General features: G+C 71.2%; 17 protein-coding genes. 2 read left to right on the top strand and 15 right to left on the bottom strand.

What is annotated here, in order from left to right; all coding sequences use genetic code 11:
* Positions 1-225: 225 nt before the first annotated feature.
* From nuoN to AB0442_RS08900, 14 genes are read right to left on the bottom strand one after another with little or no spacing between them, the layout of a single operon-like run.
* Positions 226-1,863 carry an NADH-quinone oxidoreductase subunit NuoN gene (nuoN, locus tag AB0442_RS08835; RefSeq protein ID WP_366161692.1) on the bottom strand — a complete coding sequence of 546 codons (1,638 nt, stop codon included), beginning with the start codon at positions 1,861-1,863 and terminating at the stop codon, positions 226-228.
* Positions 1,860-3,476, bottom strand: coding sequence for an NADH-quinone oxidoreductase subunit M (locus AB0442_RS08840; protein ID WP_366161693.1), 1,617 nt, complete (start codon positions 3,474-3,476; stop codon positions 1,860-1,862). Before AB0442_RS08840 ends, nuoN begins: the two co-directional genes overlap by 4 nt.
* Before the next feature lie 46 nt (positions 3,477-3,522).
* Positions 3,523-5,421: an NADH-quinone oxidoreductase subunit L gene (gene nuoL / locus AB0442_RS08845; RefSeq protein WP_366161694.1), complete on the bottom strand. Its 1,899-nt coding sequence runs from the start codon at positions 5,419-5,421 to the stop codon at positions 3,523-3,525.
* Positions 5,422-5,435: 14 nt separating this feature from the next.
* Entirely contained in the window at positions 5,436-5,735 is a 300-nt protein-coding gene (gene nuoK, locus AB0442_RS08850; protein ID WP_030268988.1) for an NADH-quinone oxidoreductase subunit NuoK, read from the bottom strand.
* Positions 5,732-6,586 carry an NADH-quinone oxidoreductase subunit J gene (locus AB0442_RS08855; RefSeq protein ID WP_366161695.1) on the bottom strand — a complete coding sequence of 285 codons (855 nt, stop codon included), beginning with the start codon at positions 6,584-6,586 and terminating at the stop codon, positions 5,732-5,734. Before AB0442_RS08855 ends, nuoK begins: the two co-directional genes overlap by 4 nt.
* A complete protein-coding gene (nuoI, locus tag AB0442_RS08860) occupies positions 6,583-7,185 on the bottom strand; it encodes an NADH-quinone oxidoreductase subunit NuoI (protein WP_363540874.1) in 603 nt (200 codons plus the stop codon). Before nuoI ends, AB0442_RS08855 begins: the two co-directional genes overlap by 4 nt.
* Before the next feature lie 6 nt (positions 7,186-7,191).
* Positions 7,192-8,538 carry an NADH-quinone oxidoreductase subunit NuoH gene (nuoH, locus tag AB0442_RS08865; RefSeq protein WP_366161697.1) on the bottom strand — a complete coding sequence of 449 codons (1,347 nt, stop codon included), beginning with the start codon at positions 8,536-8,538 and terminating at the stop codon, positions 7,192-7,194.
* Positions 8,538-11,000, bottom strand: coding sequence for an NADH-quinone oxidoreductase subunit G (locus AB0442_RS08870; RefSeq protein WP_366161698.1), 2,463 nt, complete (start codon positions 10,998-11,000; stop codon positions 8,538-8,540). The genes nuoH and AB0442_RS08870 overlap by 1 nt, the downstream gene beginning before the upstream one ends.
* A complete protein-coding gene (gene nuoF, locus AB0442_RS08875) occupies positions 10,997-12,355 on the bottom strand; it encodes an NADH-quinone oxidoreductase subunit NuoF (RefSeq protein WP_344626407.1) in 1,359 nt (452 codons plus the stop codon). Before nuoF ends, AB0442_RS08870 begins: the two co-directional genes overlap by 4 nt.
* On the bottom strand, positions 12,355-13,095 hold the full coding sequence (nuoE, locus tag AB0442_RS08880) for an NADH-quinone oxidoreductase subunit NuoE (protein WP_363540871.1): 741 nt from the start codon (positions 13,093-13,095) through the stop codon (positions 12,355-12,357). Before nuoE ends, nuoF begins: the two co-directional genes overlap by 1 nt.
* Positions 13,092-14,423, bottom strand: a complete 1,332-nt coding sequence (locus AB0442_RS08885) for an NADH-quinone oxidoreductase subunit D (RefSeq protein WP_366161700.1) — start codon at positions 14,421-14,423, stop codon at positions 13,092-13,094. The genes nuoE and AB0442_RS08885 overlap by 4 nt, the downstream gene beginning before the upstream one ends.
* A complete protein-coding gene (locus AB0442_RS08890) occupies positions 14,423-15,127 on the bottom strand; it encodes an NADH-quinone oxidoreductase subunit C (RefSeq protein WP_366161701.1) in 705 nt (234 codons plus the stop codon). The genes AB0442_RS08885 and AB0442_RS08890 overlap by 1 nt, the downstream gene beginning before the upstream one ends.
* Positions 15,124-15,678, bottom strand: a complete 555-nt coding sequence (locus AB0442_RS08895; RefSeq protein WP_263104039.1) for an NADH-quinone oxidoreductase subunit B family protein — start codon at positions 15,676-15,678, stop codon at positions 15,124-15,126. Before AB0442_RS08895 ends, AB0442_RS08890 begins: the two co-directional genes overlap by 4 nt.
* A 60-nt stretch (positions 15,679-15,738) precedes the next feature.
* Complete coding sequence (locus AB0442_RS08900; RefSeq protein ID WP_014137597.1) at positions 15,739-16,098, bottom strand: NADH-quinone oxidoreductase subunit A; 360 nt, start codon at positions 16,096-16,098, stop codon at positions 15,739-15,741.
* Positions 16,099-16,590: 492 nt separating this feature from the next.
* On the opposite strand from AB0442_RS08900, the gene AB0442_RS08905 reads away from it, so the two are divergent.
* Complete coding sequence (locus AB0442_RS08905; protein WP_366161702.1) at positions 16,591-17,319, top strand: DUF2278 family protein; 729 nt, start codon at positions 16,591-16,593, stop codon at positions 17,317-17,319.
* A 73-nt stretch (positions 17,320-17,392) separates the two neighbouring features.
* Positions 17,393-17,722, top strand: coding sequence for a MazG-like family protein (locus AB0442_RS08910; protein ID WP_366161703.1), 330 nt, complete (start codon positions 17,393-17,395; stop codon positions 17,720-17,722).
* 170 nt (positions 17,723-17,892) lie between these two features.
* Here AB0442_RS08910 and AB0442_RS08915 read toward each other — a convergent pair whose 3' ends face one another.
* A complete protein-coding gene (locus AB0442_RS08915) occupies positions 17,893-18,438 on the bottom strand; it encodes a DUF1707 and FHA domain-containing protein (protein ID WP_344626414.1) in 546 nt (181 codons plus the stop codon).
* Positions 18,439-18,485: the final 47 nt, after the last annotated feature.

Below are 18,485 nucleotides of genomic sequence, written 5' to 3' on the forward strand. Positions count from 1 at the left end.
CCTGGTCGCCGCCTCTGCGCGTACTGCTGCACGCACTAGGCAGCGTATCCGGTCACGAGTGGATCACAGCACGGGCATGTCCCCAAGCAGCGCGTCGGGGTGCTCGGGAGGGCCGTCCGGAAGACCGTTCGGGCGCCCGGACGGACACGGGCGGGTACGGACGCGCCCGGCCCCCGCCGAGCGGCGGGGGCCGGGCGTCGGTTGCCGGGCAGGGGGCCGGGCGACCTAGCGGACGAAGAGCGAGGCCTTCGACGCCAGGTCGAGGAAGTACTGCGGCAGCAGGCCGAGGCCGAGGGTGACCAGCACGCCGACGCCGATGGCGGTGGCGGTGAGCGGGCTGGGCACGGCCACCGAGGGGCCCTGCGGCTGCGGGTCGGAGAAGAACATCAGCACGATGACGCGGATGTAGAAGAACGCCGCGACGGCCGAGCTGAGCACGCCGACGATCACCAGCGGGGTGGCGCCGCCGGCCGCCGCGGCCTGGAAGACCGCGAACTTGCCGGTGAAGCCGCTGGTCAGCGGGATGCCGGCGAAGGCCAGCAGGAACAGTGCGAAGACCGCCGCGACCAGCGGGGAGCGCCGGCCGAGGCCGGCCCAGCTGGACAGGTGGGTGGCCTCGCCCTTGGAGTCCCGCACCAGGGTGACCACGGCGAAGGCGCCGAGCGTCACGAAGGAGTAGGCGAGCAGGTAGAAGAGGACGGCGCTCAGGCCCTGCCGGTTGGTGGCGATCACACCGGTGAGGATGAAGCCGGCGTGGGCGATCGAGGAGTAGGCGAGCAGCCGCTTCACGTCCTGCTGGGTGACCGCCAGGATCGCGCCCGCCACCATGGTGAGGATGGCGACGCCCCACATGACCGGCCGCCAGTCCCACTTCAGGCCGGGGAAGGCCACGTAGAAGAGGCGCAGGAACGCACCGAAGGCGGCGGTCTTGGTGGCCGCGGCCATGAAGCCGGTGACCGGGGTCGGGGCGCCCTGGTAGACGTCCGGGGTCCAGGCGTGGAACGGCACGGCGCCGACCTTGAACAGCAGGCCGACGGCCAGCATGGCCAGGCCGATCAGCAGCAGCGCGTCGTTCTGGGTGGTGACGGTGAGCGCCGGGGTGACCGGGGCGACCCCGGAGACCACGTCGGCGATGTCGCCGAGCTGGACGCTGCCCGCGTAGCCGTACAGCAGGGCGGTGCCGAAGAGGAAGAACGCCGAGGCGAACGCGCCGAGCAGGAAGTACTTGAGCGCCGCCTCCTGGGAGAGCAGCCGGCGCCGCCGGGCGAGACCGCACAGCAGGTAGAGCGGGAGGGAGAGCACCTCCAGCGCCACGAACATGGTCAGCAGGTCGTTGGCGGCGGGGAAGAGCAGCATGCCGCCGACGGCGAAGAGGGTGAGCGGGAAGACCTCGGTGGTGGTGAAGCCGGCCCGGGTGGCCTCGCGCTCCTGGTCGCCGCCGGGGACGGCGCCGCCCTGGGCGGTGAAGGAGTCGACGCCGTGCCCGCCCCGGCGCGGCTCCAGCCGGCGCTCGGCGTAGGTGAGGACGGCCATCACCGCGGTCAGCAGGATGACGCCCTGCAGGAAGAGCGCCGGGCCGTCGATCGCGACGGAGCCCATCGCGAGCAGGCCGGCCTCGGTGGTGGCGTGGCCCTGGGCGGCCAGCACGACCACCGCGGCGAAGGCGCCGACGAGGCCGAGCAGCGAGACGCCGATCTGGACGCCGTAGCGGGCCCGGCGGGGCACGAAGGCCTCGGCGAGGATGCCCACGACCGCGGCGGCGAAGACGATCAGCATCGGGGAGAGCTGGCCGTACTCGATGTGCGGGGCGGGGATGCTCGCGCTGTTGCCGCCCGCGGCGGCGAGCCACAGGGTGGGGCTCATTCGTGCTCACCTCCGGTGGTGGCGGCGACCGGGTGGGCCGGTGCCGGGTCGGTCTGGTGGACCTGGGAGAGCGTGGCGTCCACGGCCGGGTTCACCATGTCGGTGAGCGGCTTGGGGTACACGCCGAGCAGCAGGGTGAGCGCCACCAGCGGTGCCACGACGGCGAGTTCGCGGACCTTGAGGTCCGGCATGCCCTCCATCCGGGGCTTCACCGGGCCGGTCATGGTGCGCTGGTACAGCAGCAGGGCGTACAGCGCGGCCAGCACGATGCCGAAGGTGGCGGCGATGCCGATGGCCGGGTACCGGCTGAACGTGCCGACCAGCACCAGGAACTCGCTGACGAACGGCGCCATGCCGGGCAGCGACAAGGTGGCGAGTCCGCCGATCAGGAAGGTTCCGGCGAGCACCGGGGCGACCTTCTGCACGCCGCCGTAGTCGGCGATCAGGCGCGAGCCGCGGCGGGAGATCAGGAAGCCGGCGACGAGCATCCATGCGGCGGTGGAGATGCCGTGGTTGACCATGTAGAGGGTGGCTCCGGTCTGGCCCTGGCTGGTCAGCGCGAAGATGCCCATGATGATGAAGCCGAAGTGCGAGATGGAGGCGTAGGCCACCAGCCGCTTGATGTCCTTCTGGCCGATGGCCACCAGGGCGCCGTAGACGATGCCGATCAGCGAGAGCACGAGGATCGCCGGGGCGAAGGTCTTGGAGGCGTCCGGGAAGAGGCCGAGGCAGTACCGCAGCATCGCGAAGGTGCCGACCTTGTCGACGACCGCGGTGATCAGGACGGCCGTTCCGGCGGTGGACTCGCCCATCGCGTTCGGCAGCCAGGTGTGCAGCGGCCAGAGCGGCGCCTTCACCGCGAAGGCGAAGAAGAAGCCGAGGAAGAGCGCCTTCTCCGCGGTCGGGTCGATCGCCAGCTTGCCGTCGGCGATCGCGCCCGTGAGCGTCGGCAGGTCGAAGGTGGCGAGGTCCTGGTCGGCGGCGACGACGTACAGCCCGATCACCGCGGCCAGCATGACCAGGCCGCCGAGCAGGTTGTACAGCAGGAACTTCACCGCGGCGTAGGAGCGCTGCTTCCCGGCGTCGGGCCCGCCCGCCCGGTCGCCGAAGCCGCCGATCAGGAAGTACATCGGGATCAGCATGGCTTCGAAGAAGACGTAGAAGACGAAGACGTCGGTGGCCAGGAAGGACACCAGCACCATCGCCTCGACCGCCAGGATCAGGGCGAAGAAGCCCTGGGTACGGCGCTTGGCCTCGAAGCTGCCCTCGGGGGCGGGGGCCGGGTCGGGGTCGTGCCAGGAGGCGAGCATCACCAGCGGCACCAGGACGGCGGTGAGCAGGACGAGGACGGCGCCGATGCCGTCCACGCCGAGCGAGAAGGAGATGCCGAAGGAGCGGATCCAGCTGTGGGACTCGGTCAGCTGGTAGCGGGGGCCGCCCGGTTCGAACCGGGCGGCGACGACGGCGGTCAGCGCGAGGGTGGCCGCCGAGACGGCCAGGGCCACGGCCTTGGTGGTGCGCCGGCGGGCCTCGCTGTTGCCCGCCGGCAGCGCGGCGGTGACCACCGCGCCCGCGGCGGGCACGGCACAGGTCGCGGTCAGCAGGTAGCTCATGGCCGGCCTCCCCGCAGAGCCTCAGCAGTCATGGTGTGACCTTCCATCAGACCGACCTCATGAGCAGGGTGGTGGCGACCAGCACGAGCGTGCCGCCGAACATGGAGAGCGCGTACGTGCGGACGTAGCCCGTCTGCACCCGCCGCAGCCGGCTGGAGACGCCGCCGATGGTGGCGGCGAGGCCGTTGACGAAGCCGTCCAGGCCGCGGCTGTCGAACCAGACCAGGGTCGCGGCGAGCGCCGAACCGGGACGGACCAGGACGGCGTGGTTGAAGTCGTCCTGGAGCAGGTCGCGGCGGGCGGCCCGGGTGAGCGCGGAGCCCACCGGCGGGGTGACCGGGATCCGGCTGCGGCCGTACATCGCGTAGGCCAGGCCGACGCCGGCCAGCATGCAGACGGTGGTGAGCACGGTGACGGCGGCCGCCGGGATCGGCGGGTGGCCCTCCTCGAAACCGGTGACCGGCTCCAGCCACTTCAGGAAGGCGTCGCCATAGGTGAACAGCGCACCGGCGAAGACCGAGCCGACCGCGAGGACCACCATCGGCAGCGTCATGACCTTGGGCGACTCGTGCGGGTGCGGCTCCTCGCCGGTCTCCGGGTCGGCCTGCCAGCGCTTCTCGCCGAAGAAGGTCATCATCATCACGCGGGTCATGTAGAACGCGGTGACGGCCGCGCCGACCAGGGCGCACAGGCCGAGGATCCAGCCCTCCGTGCCGCCCCTGGAGAACGCCGCCTCGATGATCTTGTCCTTGGAGAAGAAGCCGGACAGGCCGGGGAAGCCGATGATCGCCAGGTAGCCGAGGCCGAAGGTGGCGAAGGTGATCGGCATGTACTTCCGCAGGCCCCCGTAGTGGCGCATGTTCACCTCGTCGTTCATGCCGTGCATGACCGATCCGGCGCCGAGGAAGAGCCCGGCCTTGAAGAAGCCGTGGGTGACCAGGTGCATGATCGCGAAGACGTAGCCGATCGGGCCGAGGCCCGCGGCCAGCACCATGTAGCCGATCTGCGACATCGTCGAGCCGGCCAGCGCCTTCTTGATGTCGTCCTTGGCGCAACCGACGATCGCACCGAAGAGCAGGGTGACCGCGCCGACGACCGTCACCACGAGCTGGGCGTCGGGCGCCAGGTTGAAGATGTCCGCCGAGCGCACGATCAGGTAGACGCCGGCGGTCACCATGGTCGCCGCGTGGATCAGTGCGGAGACCGGGGTCGGGCCCTCCATGGCGTCGCCGAGCCAGGACTGCAGCGGCACCTGGGCGGACTTGCCGCACGCGGCGAGCAGCAGCATCAGCGCGATCGCGGTGAGCTTGCCCTCGCTCGCGCCGTCGGCGGCCCCGAACACCGGGCCGAAGGCGAAGGAGCCGAACTCGACGAACATCAGCATGATCGCGATCGACAGCCCGAGGTCGCCGACGCGGTTGACGATGAACGCCTTCTTGGCGGCCGTCGCCGCGCTCGGCTTGTGCTGCCAGAAGCCGATCAGCAGGTACGAGGCGAGGCCCACGCCCTCCCAGCCGACGTACAGCAGCAGGTAGTTGTCGGCCAGCACCAGCAGCAGCATGGCGGCCAGGAACAGGTTGAGGTAGCCGAAGAACCGGCGGCGGCGCTCGTCGTGCGCCATGTAGCCCGTCGAGTACACGTGGATCAGCGTGCCGACGCCGGTGATCAGCAGGACGAAGGTCATGGACAACTGGTCGAGCTGGAAGGCGACGTCGGCCTGGAAGCCGTTCACCGGGATCCAGCTGTAGAGGAATTCGCGGACGGGGCGCTGGTCGGTGGGCCGGCCGAGCATCTCGGCGAAGAGGACCAGGCCGATCACGAAGGACGCGGCCGCCGCGAGGGTGCCGAGCCAGTGGCCGAACCGGTCGAGCGCGCGCCCGCCGAGCAGCAGCAGGGCGGCGCCGGCCAGCGGGACCGCGACCAGCAGCGGAATGAGTGAGTTCACCGTGGGCCCTCCGCCTACAGCTTCATCAGGTTGCTGTCGTCGACCGAGGCGGTGTGCCTGGTCCGGAAGATGCTCACGATGATGGCGAGGCCGACCACGACCTCCGCCGCCGCGACCACCATGGTGAAGAAGGCGATGATCTGGCCGTCCAGGTTGCCGTGCATCCGGGAGAAGGTGACCAGCGCCAGGTTCGAGGCGTTGAGCATCAGCTCGACGCACATGAACAGCACGATCGCGTTCCGCCGGATCAGCACACCGGACGCGCCGATGGTGAACAACAGGGCGGAGAGGTAGAGGTAGTTGACCGGGTTCACGCCTCGTCCTCCTTCTTCTCCTTCGTCGGTACCGTCTCCAGCGCGGCGCGCTGCTCGGGCGTCGCCGGGCGGGCGGAGGACGGGCGGCCCAGCCAGTCGGCGGTGGACTCCTCCAGCTCCGCCATCCGCTGCAGCATCTCCTGGCTGACGTCGCGGACCTGGCCGCGCTCGCGCAGGGTGCCCATCACCGAGTCCTCGGCGACGGTGCCGTCCGGCAGCAGGCCGGGGACGTCGACCGCGTTGTGCCGGGCGTAGACCCCGGGCGCGGGCATCGGCGGCACCTGCAGGTTGTCCTTGACCCGCTGGGCGGCCAGCTCGCGCTGGGTCTTCGGCTTCTGCACGTACTCGCGGTGGGTCAGCACCATCGCGCCGATCGCCGCGGTGATCAGCAGGGCGCCGGTGACCTCGAAGGCCCACACGTACTTGGTGAAGATCAGCCGGGCCAGGCCCTGCACGTTGCCCTCGGCGTTGGCCCCGGAGAGGCCGGTGAAGCTGTGCAGCTTCGCGTTGGCGAGGCCGGCGATCAGCAGTACGCCGAAGCCGAGCCCGCAGAGCACCGCGGCGAACCGCTGGCCCTTGAGCTGCTCCTTCAGCGAGTCCGCGCTGGTGACGCCGACCAGCATGACCACGAACAGGAAGAGCATCATGATCGCGCCGGTGTAGACGACGATCTGCACCACGCCCAGGAACACCGCGCCCTGGGCCATGTAGCAGACCGCGAGCGCCAGCATCGTCGCCGCCAGGCAGAGCGCGCTGTGCACCGCCTTCTTCATCAGCAGCATGCCGAGCGCACCGCCGACGGCGATCACCGCGAGGATCCAGAACTGGACGGCCTCTCCGGTGGAGGTCATGGCTGCACCTCCTTCTCGTGCTGGTGCCGCTCCTGCTGCACGGTGCCGGGCGCGGCCTGGGTGATCTCGCCCCGGTAGTAGGCCTGTTCGTCGGCCCCGGGGTAGATGGCGTGCGGGCTGTCGACCATGCCCTCGGTGAGGCCGACGAGCAGCTGCTCCTTGGTGAAGATCAGGTCGGCCCGGGTGGAGTCGGCGAGCTCGTACTCGTTGGTCATGGTGAGCGCGCGGGTCGGGCAGGCCTCGATGCACAGCCCGCAGAGGATGCAGCGGGCGTAGTTGATCTGGTAGACCGCGCCGTACCGCTCGCCGGGCGAGTAGCGCTCGTCGTCCCGGTTGTCGGCGCCCTCGACGTAGATGGCGTCGGCCGGGCAGGCCCAGGCGCACAGCTCGCAGCCGACGCACTTCTCCAGGCCGTCGGGGTGCCGGTTCAGCTGGTGGCGGCCGTGGAAGCGCGGGGCGGTGGGCTTCTTCTGCTCCGGGTACTGCTCGGTGAGCCGCTTCTTGAACATGGCCTTGAAGGTCACGCCGAAGCCGGCGGCCGGGCCGAGGATCGACGGCCTGGCTGTCGCGTCGTGCCCTGAGGTGTCGTCCGATGACACGTCGGCTCAGCTCCCTTCGGTGTGGTCGGCCCCGTTGAGGGCGTCCTGGAGTTGCGGGGCGCGGCTGCGCCGGCGCGGGACGGGCGGCAGTTCCTGGCCGGGCAGCGGAGGCACCGGGTAGCCGCCGGCCATCGGGTCGAACGCGGCGGGCGGGGCGGGCTCGGCCGCGGCGGGCTTCTTCCGCAGCAGGTCCCAGACCAGGGCCAGCAGCAGGACGGCGGCGATCGGGGCGCCGACGTACAGCACCACGTTGGCGAAGTCGTAGCCCTCGTTGCGCAGGGCCCGGACGCTGGCCACCATCACCAGCCAGACCAGCGAGACCGGGATGAGGACCTTCCAGCCGAGCTTCATGAACTGGTCGTAGCGCAGGCGGGGCAGCGTGCCTCGGAGCCAGATGAAGAAGAAGAGCAGCAGCTGGATCTTGACGATGATCCAGAGCATCGGCCACCAGCCGTGGTTGGCGCCCTCCCAGAAGGTCGAGATCGGCCAGGGGGCGCGCCAGCCGCCGAGGAAGAGCGTCGAGGCGACGGCCGAGACGGTCACCATGTTGACGTACTCGGCGAGCATGAACATCGCGAACTTCAGCGAGGAGTACTCGGTGTTGAAGCCGCCGACCAGCTCGCCCTCGGCCTCCGGGAGGTCGAACGGCGCCCGGTTGGTCTCGCCGACCATCGCGACGATGTAGACGATGAACGACACCGGCAGCAGTACCGCGAACCAGGTCGGCTGCTGGGAGGCGACGATCTCCGAGGTCGACATCGAGCCGGAGTAGATGAAGACCGCGGCGAAGGACAGGCCCATCGCGATCTCGTAGCTGATCATCTGGGCGGAGGAGCGGATGCCGCCGAGCAGCGGGTAGGTCGAGCCGGAGGACCAGCCGGCCAGCACGATGCCGTAGATGCCGACGGAGGCGGTCGCCAGGATGTAGAGCAGGGCGATCGGCAGGTCGGTGAGCTGCAGCGGGGTGCGGGTGCCGAAGATCGACACCTGGTCGTCGGCCGGCCCGAAGGGGATCACCGCGAAGGCCATGAACGCCGGGATCGCGCTGACGATCGGGGCGAGGACGTAGACCGCCTTGTCGGCCCCGGTGACGACCAGGTCCTCCTTGAGGGCCAGCTTCACGCCGTCGGCGAGCGACTGGAGCATGCCCCAGGGGCCGTGCCGGTTGGGGCCGATCCGCAGCTGCATCCAGGCGACGACCTTGCGCTCCCACACGATCGCGATCAGCACGGTGCCGACCAGGAACGCGAAGACGAAGACCGCCTTGAGCAGCACCAGCCACCAGGGGTCGCGGCCGAAGAAGACGAGCGTGTCGTAGGCGGCGAGCATCTGGGGCTCGGCGAGGGTTCGCATCACGCCTCCTGTGCCGGTGCGATGGTGACCAGGTGGCCGACGGTGGTGCCCAGGGCGCGGTGCGCGCCGCCGGGGGTGGAGTTGAGGGGCAGCCAGACGGTGCGGTCGGGCATGTCCTCGGTGACCTCCAGCGGCAGGACGACCGAGCCGGCCGGGCCGGTGACCCGCAGCGCGGCTGCGGCGCCGATCTCGGCGGCGGTGGCCGCGGAGAGCCGGGCGACGGCCGGGTGCCGGGTGCCGGCGAGGTGCTCGTCGCCCTCCTGGAGGGTGCCGTTGTCGAGCAGCAACCGGTGGCCCGCCAGCACGGCCTGGCCGGTGGCCGGGCGGGGCAGCGGCGCCGGGTGCGCGGAGGGGGCGGCCGGGCGGTCGCCCGTCCACGGGGTGAAGCCGTCGAGCTCGCGGCGGGCCGCGGTGACGTCCGGCAGGCCGAGCGGCCGGCCGAGCGCGTCGGCCAGCATGTGCAGCACCCGCACGTCCGGGTGCAGGTGGCGCTGCATCAGCTGGTCGGCCTTGAGCGCGGGCTCGAACAGCCGGACCCGGCCCTCCCAGTCGAGGAAGGTGCCGGCCTTCTCGGCGACCGCGGCGACCGGCAGCACCACGTCGGCGTGCGCGGTGACGGCGGAGGGCCGCAGCTCCAGCGAGACCACGAACGCGGCCCGGGCGAGCGCCTCCTCGGCGAGCGCCGGGTCGGCGAGGTCCTCGACGCCGACGCCGCCGACCAGCAGCGCGTCCAGGTCGCCGGCCGCGGTGGCGGCGAGGATCTGGTCGGTGTCGCGGCCGAGCCGGGACGGCAGGTCGGGCACGCCCCACGCGGCGGCGGCCTCGGCGCGGGCGGCGAGCACGGTGACCGGGCGGCCGCCGGGCAGCAGGCCGGGCAGCGCGCCGGCCTCGACGGCGCCGCGCTCACCGGCCCGGCGCGGCACCCAGGCGAGCGAGGCGCCGGTGGCATGCGCGAGCCGCAGGGCGGCGGTGAGGCCGCCGGCGGTGGTGGCGAGCCGCTCGCCGACGAGGATCACCGAGCCGGGCGAGCGCAGCGCGTCGGCGGCCCGGCCGGCGTCGTCGGCGAGCACCTCGTCGCCCGCGAGGGCGGCCAGCCACTCGGCCTCGGTGCCGGGGGCGGCGGGCAGGAGCGCACCGCGCAGCTTGCCGAGGCCGCGGGTGGCGTGGGAGGCGATCGCGTAGACGCGCTGGCCCTTGTCGCGGACGGCCTTGCGCAGCCGCAGGAAGACGATCGGCGACTCCTCCTCGGGCTCCAGGCCCGCGAGCAGGACGGCCGGGGCGTCCTCCAGCTGCTGGTAGGTGGGGCCGGTGCCGTCCAGGTCGGTGCCGCGGCCGGCGACGGCGGCGGCCAGGAAGTCCGCCTCCTCGCTGCTGTGCGGGCGGGCCCGGAAGTCCACGTCGTTGGTGCCGAGCACCAGGCGGGCGAACTTGGCGTAGGCGTAGGCGTCCTCGACGGTGGCGCGGCCGCCGGCGAGCACGCCGGTGCGGGCGCCGCGCAGTCCCTCGGCGGCCCGGGCGAGCGCCTCGGGCCAGGAGGCGGGGGCGAGTTCGCCGTCCTCGCCGCGGACCAGCGGGGTGGCGATCCGGTCGCGCTGCTGGGCGTAGCGGAAGGCGAAGCGGCCCTTGTCGCAGCTCCACTCCTCGTTGACCTGCGGCTCCTCGCCGGCGAGGCGGCGCATGACCTTGCCGCGGCGGTGGTCGGTGCGCAGCGAGCAGCCGGAGGAGCAGTGTTCGCAGACGCCGGGTGAGGAGACCAGGTCGAACGGGCGGGAGCGGAAGCGGTAGGCAGCGGAGGTGAGTGCGCCGACCGGGCAGATCTGGATGGTGTTGCCGGAGAAGTAGGAGCGGAAGTCGTCGCCCTCGCCGGTGCCGACCTGCTGGAGGGCGCCGCGTTCGACGAGGTCGATGAAGGGGTCTCCGGCGATCTGCTGGGAGAAGCGGGTGCAGCGGGCGCAGAGCACGCAGCGTTCGCGGTCGAGCAGGACCTGGGTGGAGATCGGGACGGGCTTGGGGTACGTCCGCTTGACGCCGTCGAACCGGGTGTCGGCGTCGCCGGTGGACATCGCCTGGTTCTGCAGCGGGCACTCGCCGCCCTTGTCGCAGACCGGGCAGTCCAGCGGGTGGTTGATGAGCAGCAGCTCCATCACGCCGCGCTGCGCCTTCTCGGCGACGGGCGAGCTGAGCTGGGTGTGGACGACCATGCCCTCGGCGACGGGGATGGTGCAGGAGGCGACCGGCTTGCGCTGGCCCTCGATCTCGACGATGCACTGGCGGCAGGCGCCGGCCGGGTCGAGCAGCGGGTGGTCGCAGAAGCGCGGGATCTGGGTGCCGATCTGCTCGGCGGCGCGGATGACCAGGGTGCCCTTGGGCACCTGGACCTCGACGCCGTCGATGGTGAGCGTGACGAGGTCGGTGGCCGTGGACGAACCCGCGGCGGAGTCGCCGGTCGTTGCAGTGGTCACGCGTGCACCTCCCTCTCGGTGGCGGACTCGTGGGCGTGGTGCCGGCCTGCCCAGACGGTGGAGGCGGCGGGGTCGAGCGGGCAGCGCCGCTCGGTGAGGTGCTGCTCGTACTCCTCGCGGAAGTACTGGAGCGAGGAGACGATCGGGCTGGCGGCGCCGTCGCCGAGGGCGCAGAAGGACTTGCCGTTGATGTTGTCGGCGATGTCGAGGAGCTTCTCCAGGTCGCCGCTCTCGCCCTGGCCGGCCTCGATCCGCTTGAGCAGCTGGACGAGCCAGTAGGTGCCCTCGCGGCAGGGGGTGCACTTGCCGCAGGACTCGTGGGCGTAGAACTCCGTCCAGCGGGTGACGGCGCGCACCACGCAGGTGGTCTCGTCGAAGACCTGGAGGGCCTTGGTGCCGAGCATGGAGCCTGCGGCGCCGACGCCCTCGTAGTCGAGCGGGACGTCGAGGTGCTGGTCGGTGAACATCGGGGTGGAGGAGCCGCCCGGGGTCCAGAACTTGAGGCGGTGGCCGGCCCGGATGCCGCCGCTGATCTCCAGCAGCTGGCGCAGCGTGATGCCGAGCGGTGCCTCGTACTGGCCGGGGTTGGTGACGTGCCCGGACAGCGAGTAGAGGGTGAAGCCGGGGGACTTCTCGGTGCCGAGGCCCTTGAACCACTCCTTGCCGCGGCTGAGGATCGGCGGCACGGAGGCGATCGACTCGACGTTGTTCACCACGGTCGGGCAGGCGTAGAGGCCGGCGATCGCGGGGAACGGCGGCCGGAGCCGGGGCTGGCCGCGGCGGCCCTCCAGGGAGTCGAGGAGGGCGGTCTCCTCGCCGCAGATGTAGGCGCCGGCGCCGGCGTGCACGGTGATGTCGAGGTCGATGCCGGAGCCGAGGACGTCCTTGCCGAGGTAGCCGGCCTCGTAGGCCTCGGCGACGGCGGCCTGCAGCCGACGCAGCACCGGGACGACCTCGCCGCGCAGGTAGACGAAGGCGTGGCTGCAGCGGATCGCGTAGGAGGCGATCACCATGCCCTCGATCAGCGAGTGCGGGTTGGCGAAGAGCAGCGGGATGTCCTTGCAGGTGCCCGGCTCGGACTCGTCCGCGTTGACGACGAGGTAGTGCGGCTTGCCGTCGTTCTGCGGGATGAACTGCCACTTCATGCCGGTGGGGAAGCCGGCGCCGCCGCGGCCGCGCAGTCCGGCGTCCTTGACGAGGGCGATGACGTCGTCGGGCGGCATGGCGAGGGCGTTGCGCAGGCCGGTGTAGCCGTCGTGGCGGAGGTAGGTCTCCAGCGTCCACGGGCGGTCGTCGTCCCAGCTGGCGGAGAGGACCGGCGTCAGGAGCTTCTCGGCCGGTTCGGCGGAGGTCATCACGCTTCGGTCCCTTCGTGGCGGGGGGCGACCACCTTGGTGCCCGGGGTGCCGGGCAGGGCCTCGCCCTTGGCGAGCTTGAGGCCCGCGAGGGAGGGGGTGCCGCCGGCGCCGGACTCGTCGACGGCGCCGGGGCGCTCGTCGGGGAAGCCGGCGAGGATGCGGGCGGTCTCCTTGAAGGAGCAGAGCTTAGCGCCGCGGGTGGGGTGGACCTCCCGGCCGGCGCGCAGGTCGTCGACGAGCTGCTTGGCGCTCTCGGGGGTCTGGTTGTCGAAGAACTCCCAGTTGACCATCACCACGGGGGCGTAGTCGCAGGCGGCGTTGCACTCGATGTGCTCGATGGAGATCTTGCCGTCGTCGGTGGTCTGGTTGTTCTCGATGCCGAGGTGCTGCTTGAGCTCGTCGAAGATCTGGTCGCCGCCGAGGACGGCGCACAGGGTGTTGGTGCAGACGCCGACGTGGTGCTCGCCGGCCGGCCGGCGGCGGTACATGGTGTAGAAGGTGGCGACCGCGGTGACCTCCGCGGTGGTGAGGTCGAGCTGTTCGGCGCAGAAGCGGATGCCCGTCGGGGTGACGCAGCCCTCCTCGGCCTGGACGAGGTGGAGCAGCGGCAGCAGCGCGGAGCGGGCGACCGGGTACCGGCCGATCAGTTCGCGGGCGTCGGCGGCGAGCCGCTCGTGGACGTCCTGCGGGTACGGCTTGGCCGGCAGTGCCGGCAGTCCGAGTTCGACGTTGGTCACCGGTCCACGCCTCCCATCACCGGGTCGATCCCGGCCACCGCGACGATGACGTCGGCGACCTGGCCGCCCTCGCACATCGCCGCCATCGTCTGCAGGTTGGTGAACGAGGGGTCGCGGAAGTGGACCCGGTAGGGCCGGGTGCCTCCGTCGCTGACCACGTGCACCCCGAGTTCGCCCTTGGCCGACTCGACGGCCGCGTAGGCCTGGCCGACGGGCACCCGGAAGCCCTCGGTGACCAGCTTGAAGTGGTGGATCAGGGCCTCCATCGAGGTGCCCATGATCTTCCGGATGTGGTCGAGGGAGTTGCCCATGCCGTCGGGGCCGACGGCGAGCTGGGCGGGCCAGGCGATCTTCTTGTCGCCGACCATGACCGGGCCGGGCTTCAGCCGGTCGAGGCACTGCTCGACGATCCGCAGGGACTGCTTCATCTCCTCCAGCCGGATCAGGAACCGGCCGTAGGAGTCCGCGGTGTCGGCGGTGGCGACCTCGAAGTCGTAGTCCTCGTAACCGCAGTAGGGGTCGGTCTTGCGCAGGTCGTGCGGCAGGCCGGTGGCGCGCAGGATCGGGCCGGTGGCGCCGAGGGCGAGGCAGCCGGCCAGGTCGAGGTGGCCGACGTCGACCAGGCGGGCCTTGAACACCGGGTTGGTGGTGGCGAGTTTGTCGTACTCGTGCATCCGGGAGCGGAACAGCGCGACCGCTTCGCGGATCTTGTCGACGGCGCCGGGCGGGAGGTCCTGGGCGAGGCCGCCGGGGCGGATGTAGGCGTGGTTCATCCGCAGGCCGGTGACCAGCTCGAAGACGTCCAGGATGAGTTCGCGGTCGCGGAAGCCGTAGATCATCAGCGTGGTGGAGCCGATCTCCATGCCGCCGGTGGCGAGCGCCACGAGGTGCGAGGAGATGCGGTTGAGCTCCATCATGAGGACACGGACCACGTTGGCGCGGTCGGGGACGTCGTCGGTGATGCCGAGCAGCTTCTCGACGGCCAGGCAGTAGGCGGTCTCGTTGAACAGCGGCGTCAGGTAGTCCATGCGGGTCACGAAGGTGGTGCCCTGGACCCAGGTCCTGAACTCCATGTTCTTCTCGATGCCGGTGTGGAGGTAGCCGATGCCGCAGCGGGCCTCCGTCACCGTCTCGCCGTCGATCTCCAGGATCAGCCGCAGCACGCCGTGGGTGGACGGGTGCTGGGGGCCCATGTTGACGATGATCCGCTCGTCGTCGGCGCGGGCGACGGACTCGACGACCTCGCCCCAGTCGCCGCCGGTGACGGTGAAGACGCGCCCTTCGGTGGTCTCGCGGGCGCCGGCCTCTTCGTAGTGGTGAGTGGTCATCAGCTGTACGACCTCCGCTGGTCGGGCGCCGGGATCTGGGCGCCCTTGTACTCGACGGGGATGCCGCCGAGCGGGTAGTCCTTGCGCTGCGGGTGGCCCAGCCAGTCGTCCGGCATCATGATCCGGGTGAGGGCGGGGTGGCCGTCGAAGACCAGGCCGAAGAAGTCGTAGGTCTCGCGCTCGTGCCAGTCGTTGGTCGGGTAGACGCTGACGACGGACGGGATGTGCGGGTCGGTGTCCGGTGCGGTGACCTCCAGCCGGATCAGCCGGGTGTGGGTGATCGACCGCAGGTGGTAGACGGCGTGCAGCTCGCGGCCCTTGTCGGTCGGGTAGTGGACGCCGCTCACGCCGAGGCAGAGCTCGAAGCGGAGCGCCGGATCGTCGCGCAGGGTGCGGACGGCCTTCAGCAGGTGCTCGCGGGCGACGTGGAAGGTGAGTTCGCCGCGGTCGACGACGGTCTTCTCGACCACCTCGGCCACGTCGAGGCCCTGCTCCTCCAGGGCGCCCTCGAACTCGTCGGCGACCTCGTCGAACCAGCCGCCGTAGGGGCGGGTGCTCGCGGGCGGCAGCGCGACGGGGCGGGTGAGGCCGCCGAAGCCGGAGGTGTCACCGGTGCCCTGGGCGCCGAACATGCCCTGGCGCTTGCCGATCACCTCGACGGGGATCTCCTTGCGGGTGGCGGGCACGTCGTTCTGCTCGGTCATCGCAGCAGCCCCCGCATCTCGCTGACCGGGGTGGCCTGCAGCGCGACCTGCTCGGCCTGCTCCTCGGCGCGGCGGCGGTTCACGCCGAGCTTCTCGTGCTGGATCTTCTCGTGCAGCTTGAGGATCGCGTCCATCAGCATCTCCGGGCGGGGCGGGCAGCCCGGCAGGTAGATGTCGACCGGGACGATGTGGTCCACGCCCTGGACGATCGCGTAGTTGTTGAACATGCCGCCGGAGGAGGCGCACACGCCCATCGAGATGACCCACTTCGGGTTGGCCATCTGGTCGTAGACCTGGCGCAGCACCGGGGCCATCTTCTGGCTGACCCGGCCGGCCACGATCATCAGGTCGGCCTGCCGCGGGGAGCCGCGGAACACCTCCATGCCGAACCGGGCCAGGTCGTAGCGGCCGGCGCCGGTCGTCATCATCTCGATCGCGCAGCAGGCCAGGCCGAAGGTGGCGGGGAAGAGCGACGCCTTCCGCACCCACCCTGCGGCGGCCTCCACGCTGGTGAGCAGGAAGCCGCTCGGCAGCTTCTCCTCGATACCCATCAGATCCCTCTCAATGCCCTCGAGTCCGGTGGCTTGTCCGCCCGTTCACAAAGTCAGCGGTCAGTCCCACTCCAGACCGCCACGGCGCCAGACGTAGGCGTACGCGACGAAGACGGTGGCGATGAACAGGAGCATCTCGACCAGCCCGAAGATCCCGAGGGCGTCGAAGCTGACCGCCCACGGGTAGAGGAAGACGATCTCGATGTCGAAGACGATGAAGAGCATCGCCGTCAGGTAGTACTTGATCGGGAACCGCCCGCCGCCCACCGGCTGCGGGGTCGGCTCGATACCGCACTCGTACGCCTCCAACTTGGCCCGGTTGTAGCGCTTCGGGCCGGTGAGCGAGGCCATCACGACGGAGCCGACCGCGAACGCCGCCGCGATGGCACCGAGTACGAGGATCGGCGCGTAGGCATTCATAGCCCCCGCTCCCTCCGTCCAGTCGTCCTTGACTGCAGATAGGAACTGCCGGGTCACGCTGGGGTGATCCGGTGATCCGAACCATGAGATCACCCCCATGTGAGGCAGTTCACAAAGCCCGGATCGAGCGCATCCTATGCCCGTCGGCTTGTGATCTGCGACACGCGGTTCTGAACGATCTTTGTGATCTGCGCCACCTCGCAAACGACCATCAACCGACCGAAGCCACGGCCCATCCACGCAATGAAGGCAAATGGTCACAAACAGTCGCATTCACTTCTGAAGCGACTGGTCAGAGGCTTGCGCCTATATCAATCATGCCGCCGCCGGAGCAAATTTCTGAGCACTCCGTCGGGCGTGATATAGGCACCTCACCCGCCCGGGTGCGGGGGCGGTGCGGTCGATTGACCTTTCTTTCACAAGCTCACGAATGCCCGCCGCGCACCCGTTCAGCGGCTGGCCGCCCGGCCCGCCGCCCGCCACCCTTGGTCCATGCCCCTCCCCCGGTACGGCGTGGCCGCCGGCACCTTCCACGACTTCACCCGCGACCCCTCGCACGACTTCGGCCACTGGTACCACGGCCACCTCACCCTGACGACGCCAGAAGGCCCGTACCACGCGGCCCTCGACGTGGACTCGCCGGACGACAACGGGGTCGCCTACCGGGTCGTGGACGGCCTCACCACCGCCGACGTCGCGGCCGTCCGCGCCCTGCCCGACGGCTTCCACCCGCTCGCCTCCACCCCGGCCTCCGGCGCCCTCGACTACGTGCGCAGCCCGCAGCTGCAGGACGCCGCCTGGCTCGCCGCCCCCGCCGCACTCGCCCGCAGGCTGCGGCGGCTCGTCGCCCGCCCCGCCCCCGGGGCCGCCGCCTTCGGCCCCGACCTCCTCGACCGGCTCGCCGGACCGCTGCCCGGGCGGACCTTCCCCTGGGTGCCCAGCGACGGCGACAACGCGCTCGACGTGCTGCAGCCGTACCTCCACGCGGCGAGCCGGATCTACGTCTTCGGCCAGCGCTTCGACGGCGGCGCGGGCGGGCCCGGCGTGCACGACGTCCACCTCAACCAGGGCGACCCGTACGGCAGTCAGTGGTGGCCCGACAACGGCACCTGGCAGGACGGCGCCGTGGTCTGCGAGCACCCCACGGGCACGGTCGCGGTCTGGCAGATCAAGTTCGACACCCAGGTCCTCACCACCGACGACGCCGGGCACCCCCGCTGAGGCCCTGCCCGGGGCGGGCGGGCTCCCGTACGGTGGAGGACCGTCCGTCCACCGCCGCACAGGAGCCGCCCGCATGGAGACCAGCAGCTGGGACAGCATCGACCGCCTGGTGGGCTGGCTGGACGGGGCGAGCACGCTGCCCGCCGGGGAGGAGAGGCTGCTGCGGCTGCTCAAGCTCACCGAGGAGGTCGGCGAGGTGGGGCAGGCGGTGATCGGCGCGACCGGGCAGAATCCGCGCAAGGGCGTCACGCACGGCTGGGAGGACGTCCAGGCCGAACTGTGCGACGTGGTGGTCAGCGCCCTGGTCGCCCTGCGCACCCTGACCCCGGACGCCCGCACCGTCTTCGAGGACCGCCTCGCCCGCATCGAGGCCCGCTCCCTGGCGGTTCGCCGGGAGGGCTGAAACCTCCGGGGCAGCACGCAAGAAGAAGCATCCAGAGGCAGCAGGTCAGGGGCGCGGGGAACTGCGCAGTCCGGGAGTGGGCGTGACGGCAGTACGGGCCGACCCCTGATTGCGCAGTGACCCGCATCCGGATTGCGCAGTTCCCCGCGCCCCTGAGGTGGCCCCGCCTCCTACCCGCCGGTGAGGCGGAAGGCGGTGCGGCCGAAGCCGACCTGGTCGCCCGGGGAGACCCGGACCGGGCCGGTCACCCGGCGGCCGTTGACGAAGGTGCCGTTGGCCGAGCCGAGGTCGTGCAGCACCCAGCCGCCGTCCTGGTAGCGGAGTTCGGCGTGGGTGCGGGACACGGTCGAGTCCGACAGCCGCAGGCCGCTGCCGTGGTTGCGGCCGATCAGCAGCGGCTGCGGTCCGGGCTGCGGCAGGCCGAGTTCGGGCAGCTGCTGGTTGCGCCAGGTGCGCCGCAGCCGGACGTGGAAGGCGGAGACGCCGCCGACCGCGCGCAGCACGATGCGGGAGACCGGCCCGCCGGTGGGTAGGCCGGCCAGTGCCTGGTCGATCTCGGCGCGGGTGCGGGCGACCAGCACCAGCTCCATCCGCCGCATGAAGGTGTCGTGGGACAGCCGACCGTTGCCGACCCCGTCGCGCAGCGCTCCGAGCGCCCGCTCGCGGTCGGCCTCGGACGGCCGGGCCACCTCTGCCCCGAACTCTGCTGACGCCATGGAAGGGATTGTCCGACCAGCGGAAGTTCCCTGTCCAGCGGCGCTGC

This window comes from Kitasatospora sp. NPDC085895, from assembly GCF_040702125.1.
In the GTDB taxonomy this organism is placed as follows: domain Bacteria; phylum Actinomycetota; class Actinomycetes; order Streptomycetales; family Streptomycetaceae; genus Kitasatospora; species Kitasatospora arboriphila.

Excerpts from the sequence above, each read along its gene's own strand:
- AB0442_RS08915 (WP_344626414.1), bottom strand. The coding sequence starts at position 18,438 with ATGGCGTCAGCAGAGTTCGGGGCAGAGGTGGCCCGGCCGTCCGAGGCC.
- AB0442_RS08840 (WP_366161693.1), bottom strand. The coding sequence starts at position 3,476 with ATGAGCTACCTGCTGACCGCGACCTGTGCCGTGCCCGCCGCGGGCGCG.
- nuoF (WP_344626407.1), bottom strand. The coding sequence starts at position 12,355 with ATGACCTCCGCCGAACCGGCCGAGAAGCTCCTGACGCCGGTCCTCTCC.
- AB0442_RS08885 (WP_366161700.1), bottom strand. The coding sequence starts at position 14,423 with ATGACCACTCACCACTACGAAGAGGCCGGCGCCCGCGAGACCACCGAA.
- nuoN (WP_366161692.1), bottom strand. The coding sequence starts at position 1,863 with ATGAGCCCCACCCTGTGGCTCGCCGCCGCGGGCGGCAACAGCGCGAGC.
- AB0442_RS08910 (WP_366161703.1), top strand. The coding sequence starts at position 17,393 with ATGGAGACCAGCAGCTGGGACAGCATCGACCGCCTGGTGGGCTGGCTG.
- AB0442_RS08905 (WP_366161702.1), top strand. The coding sequence starts at position 16,591 with ATGCCCCTCCCCCGGTACGGCGTGGCCGCCGGCACCTTCCACGACTTC.
- AB0442_RS08855 (WP_366161695.1), bottom strand. The coding sequence starts at position 6,586 with ATGACCTCCACCGGAGAGGCCGTCCAGTTCTGGATCCTCGCGGTGATC.
- AB0442_RS08900 (WP_014137597.1), bottom strand. The coding sequence starts at position 16,098 with ATGAATGCCTACGCGCCGATCCTCGTACTCGGTGCCATCGCGGCGGCG.
- AB0442_RS08890 (WP_366161701.1), bottom strand. The coding sequence starts at position 15,127 with ATGACCGAGCAGAACGACGTGCCCGCCACCCGCAAGGAGATCCCCGTC.
- AB0442_RS08895 (WP_263104039.1), bottom strand. The coding sequence starts at position 15,678 with ATGGGTATCGAGGAGAAGCTGCCGAGCGGCTTCCTGCTCACCAGCGTG.
- nuoH (WP_366161697.1), bottom strand. The coding sequence starts at position 8,538 with ATGCGAACCCTCGCCGAGCCCCAGATGCTCGCCGCCTACGACACGCTC.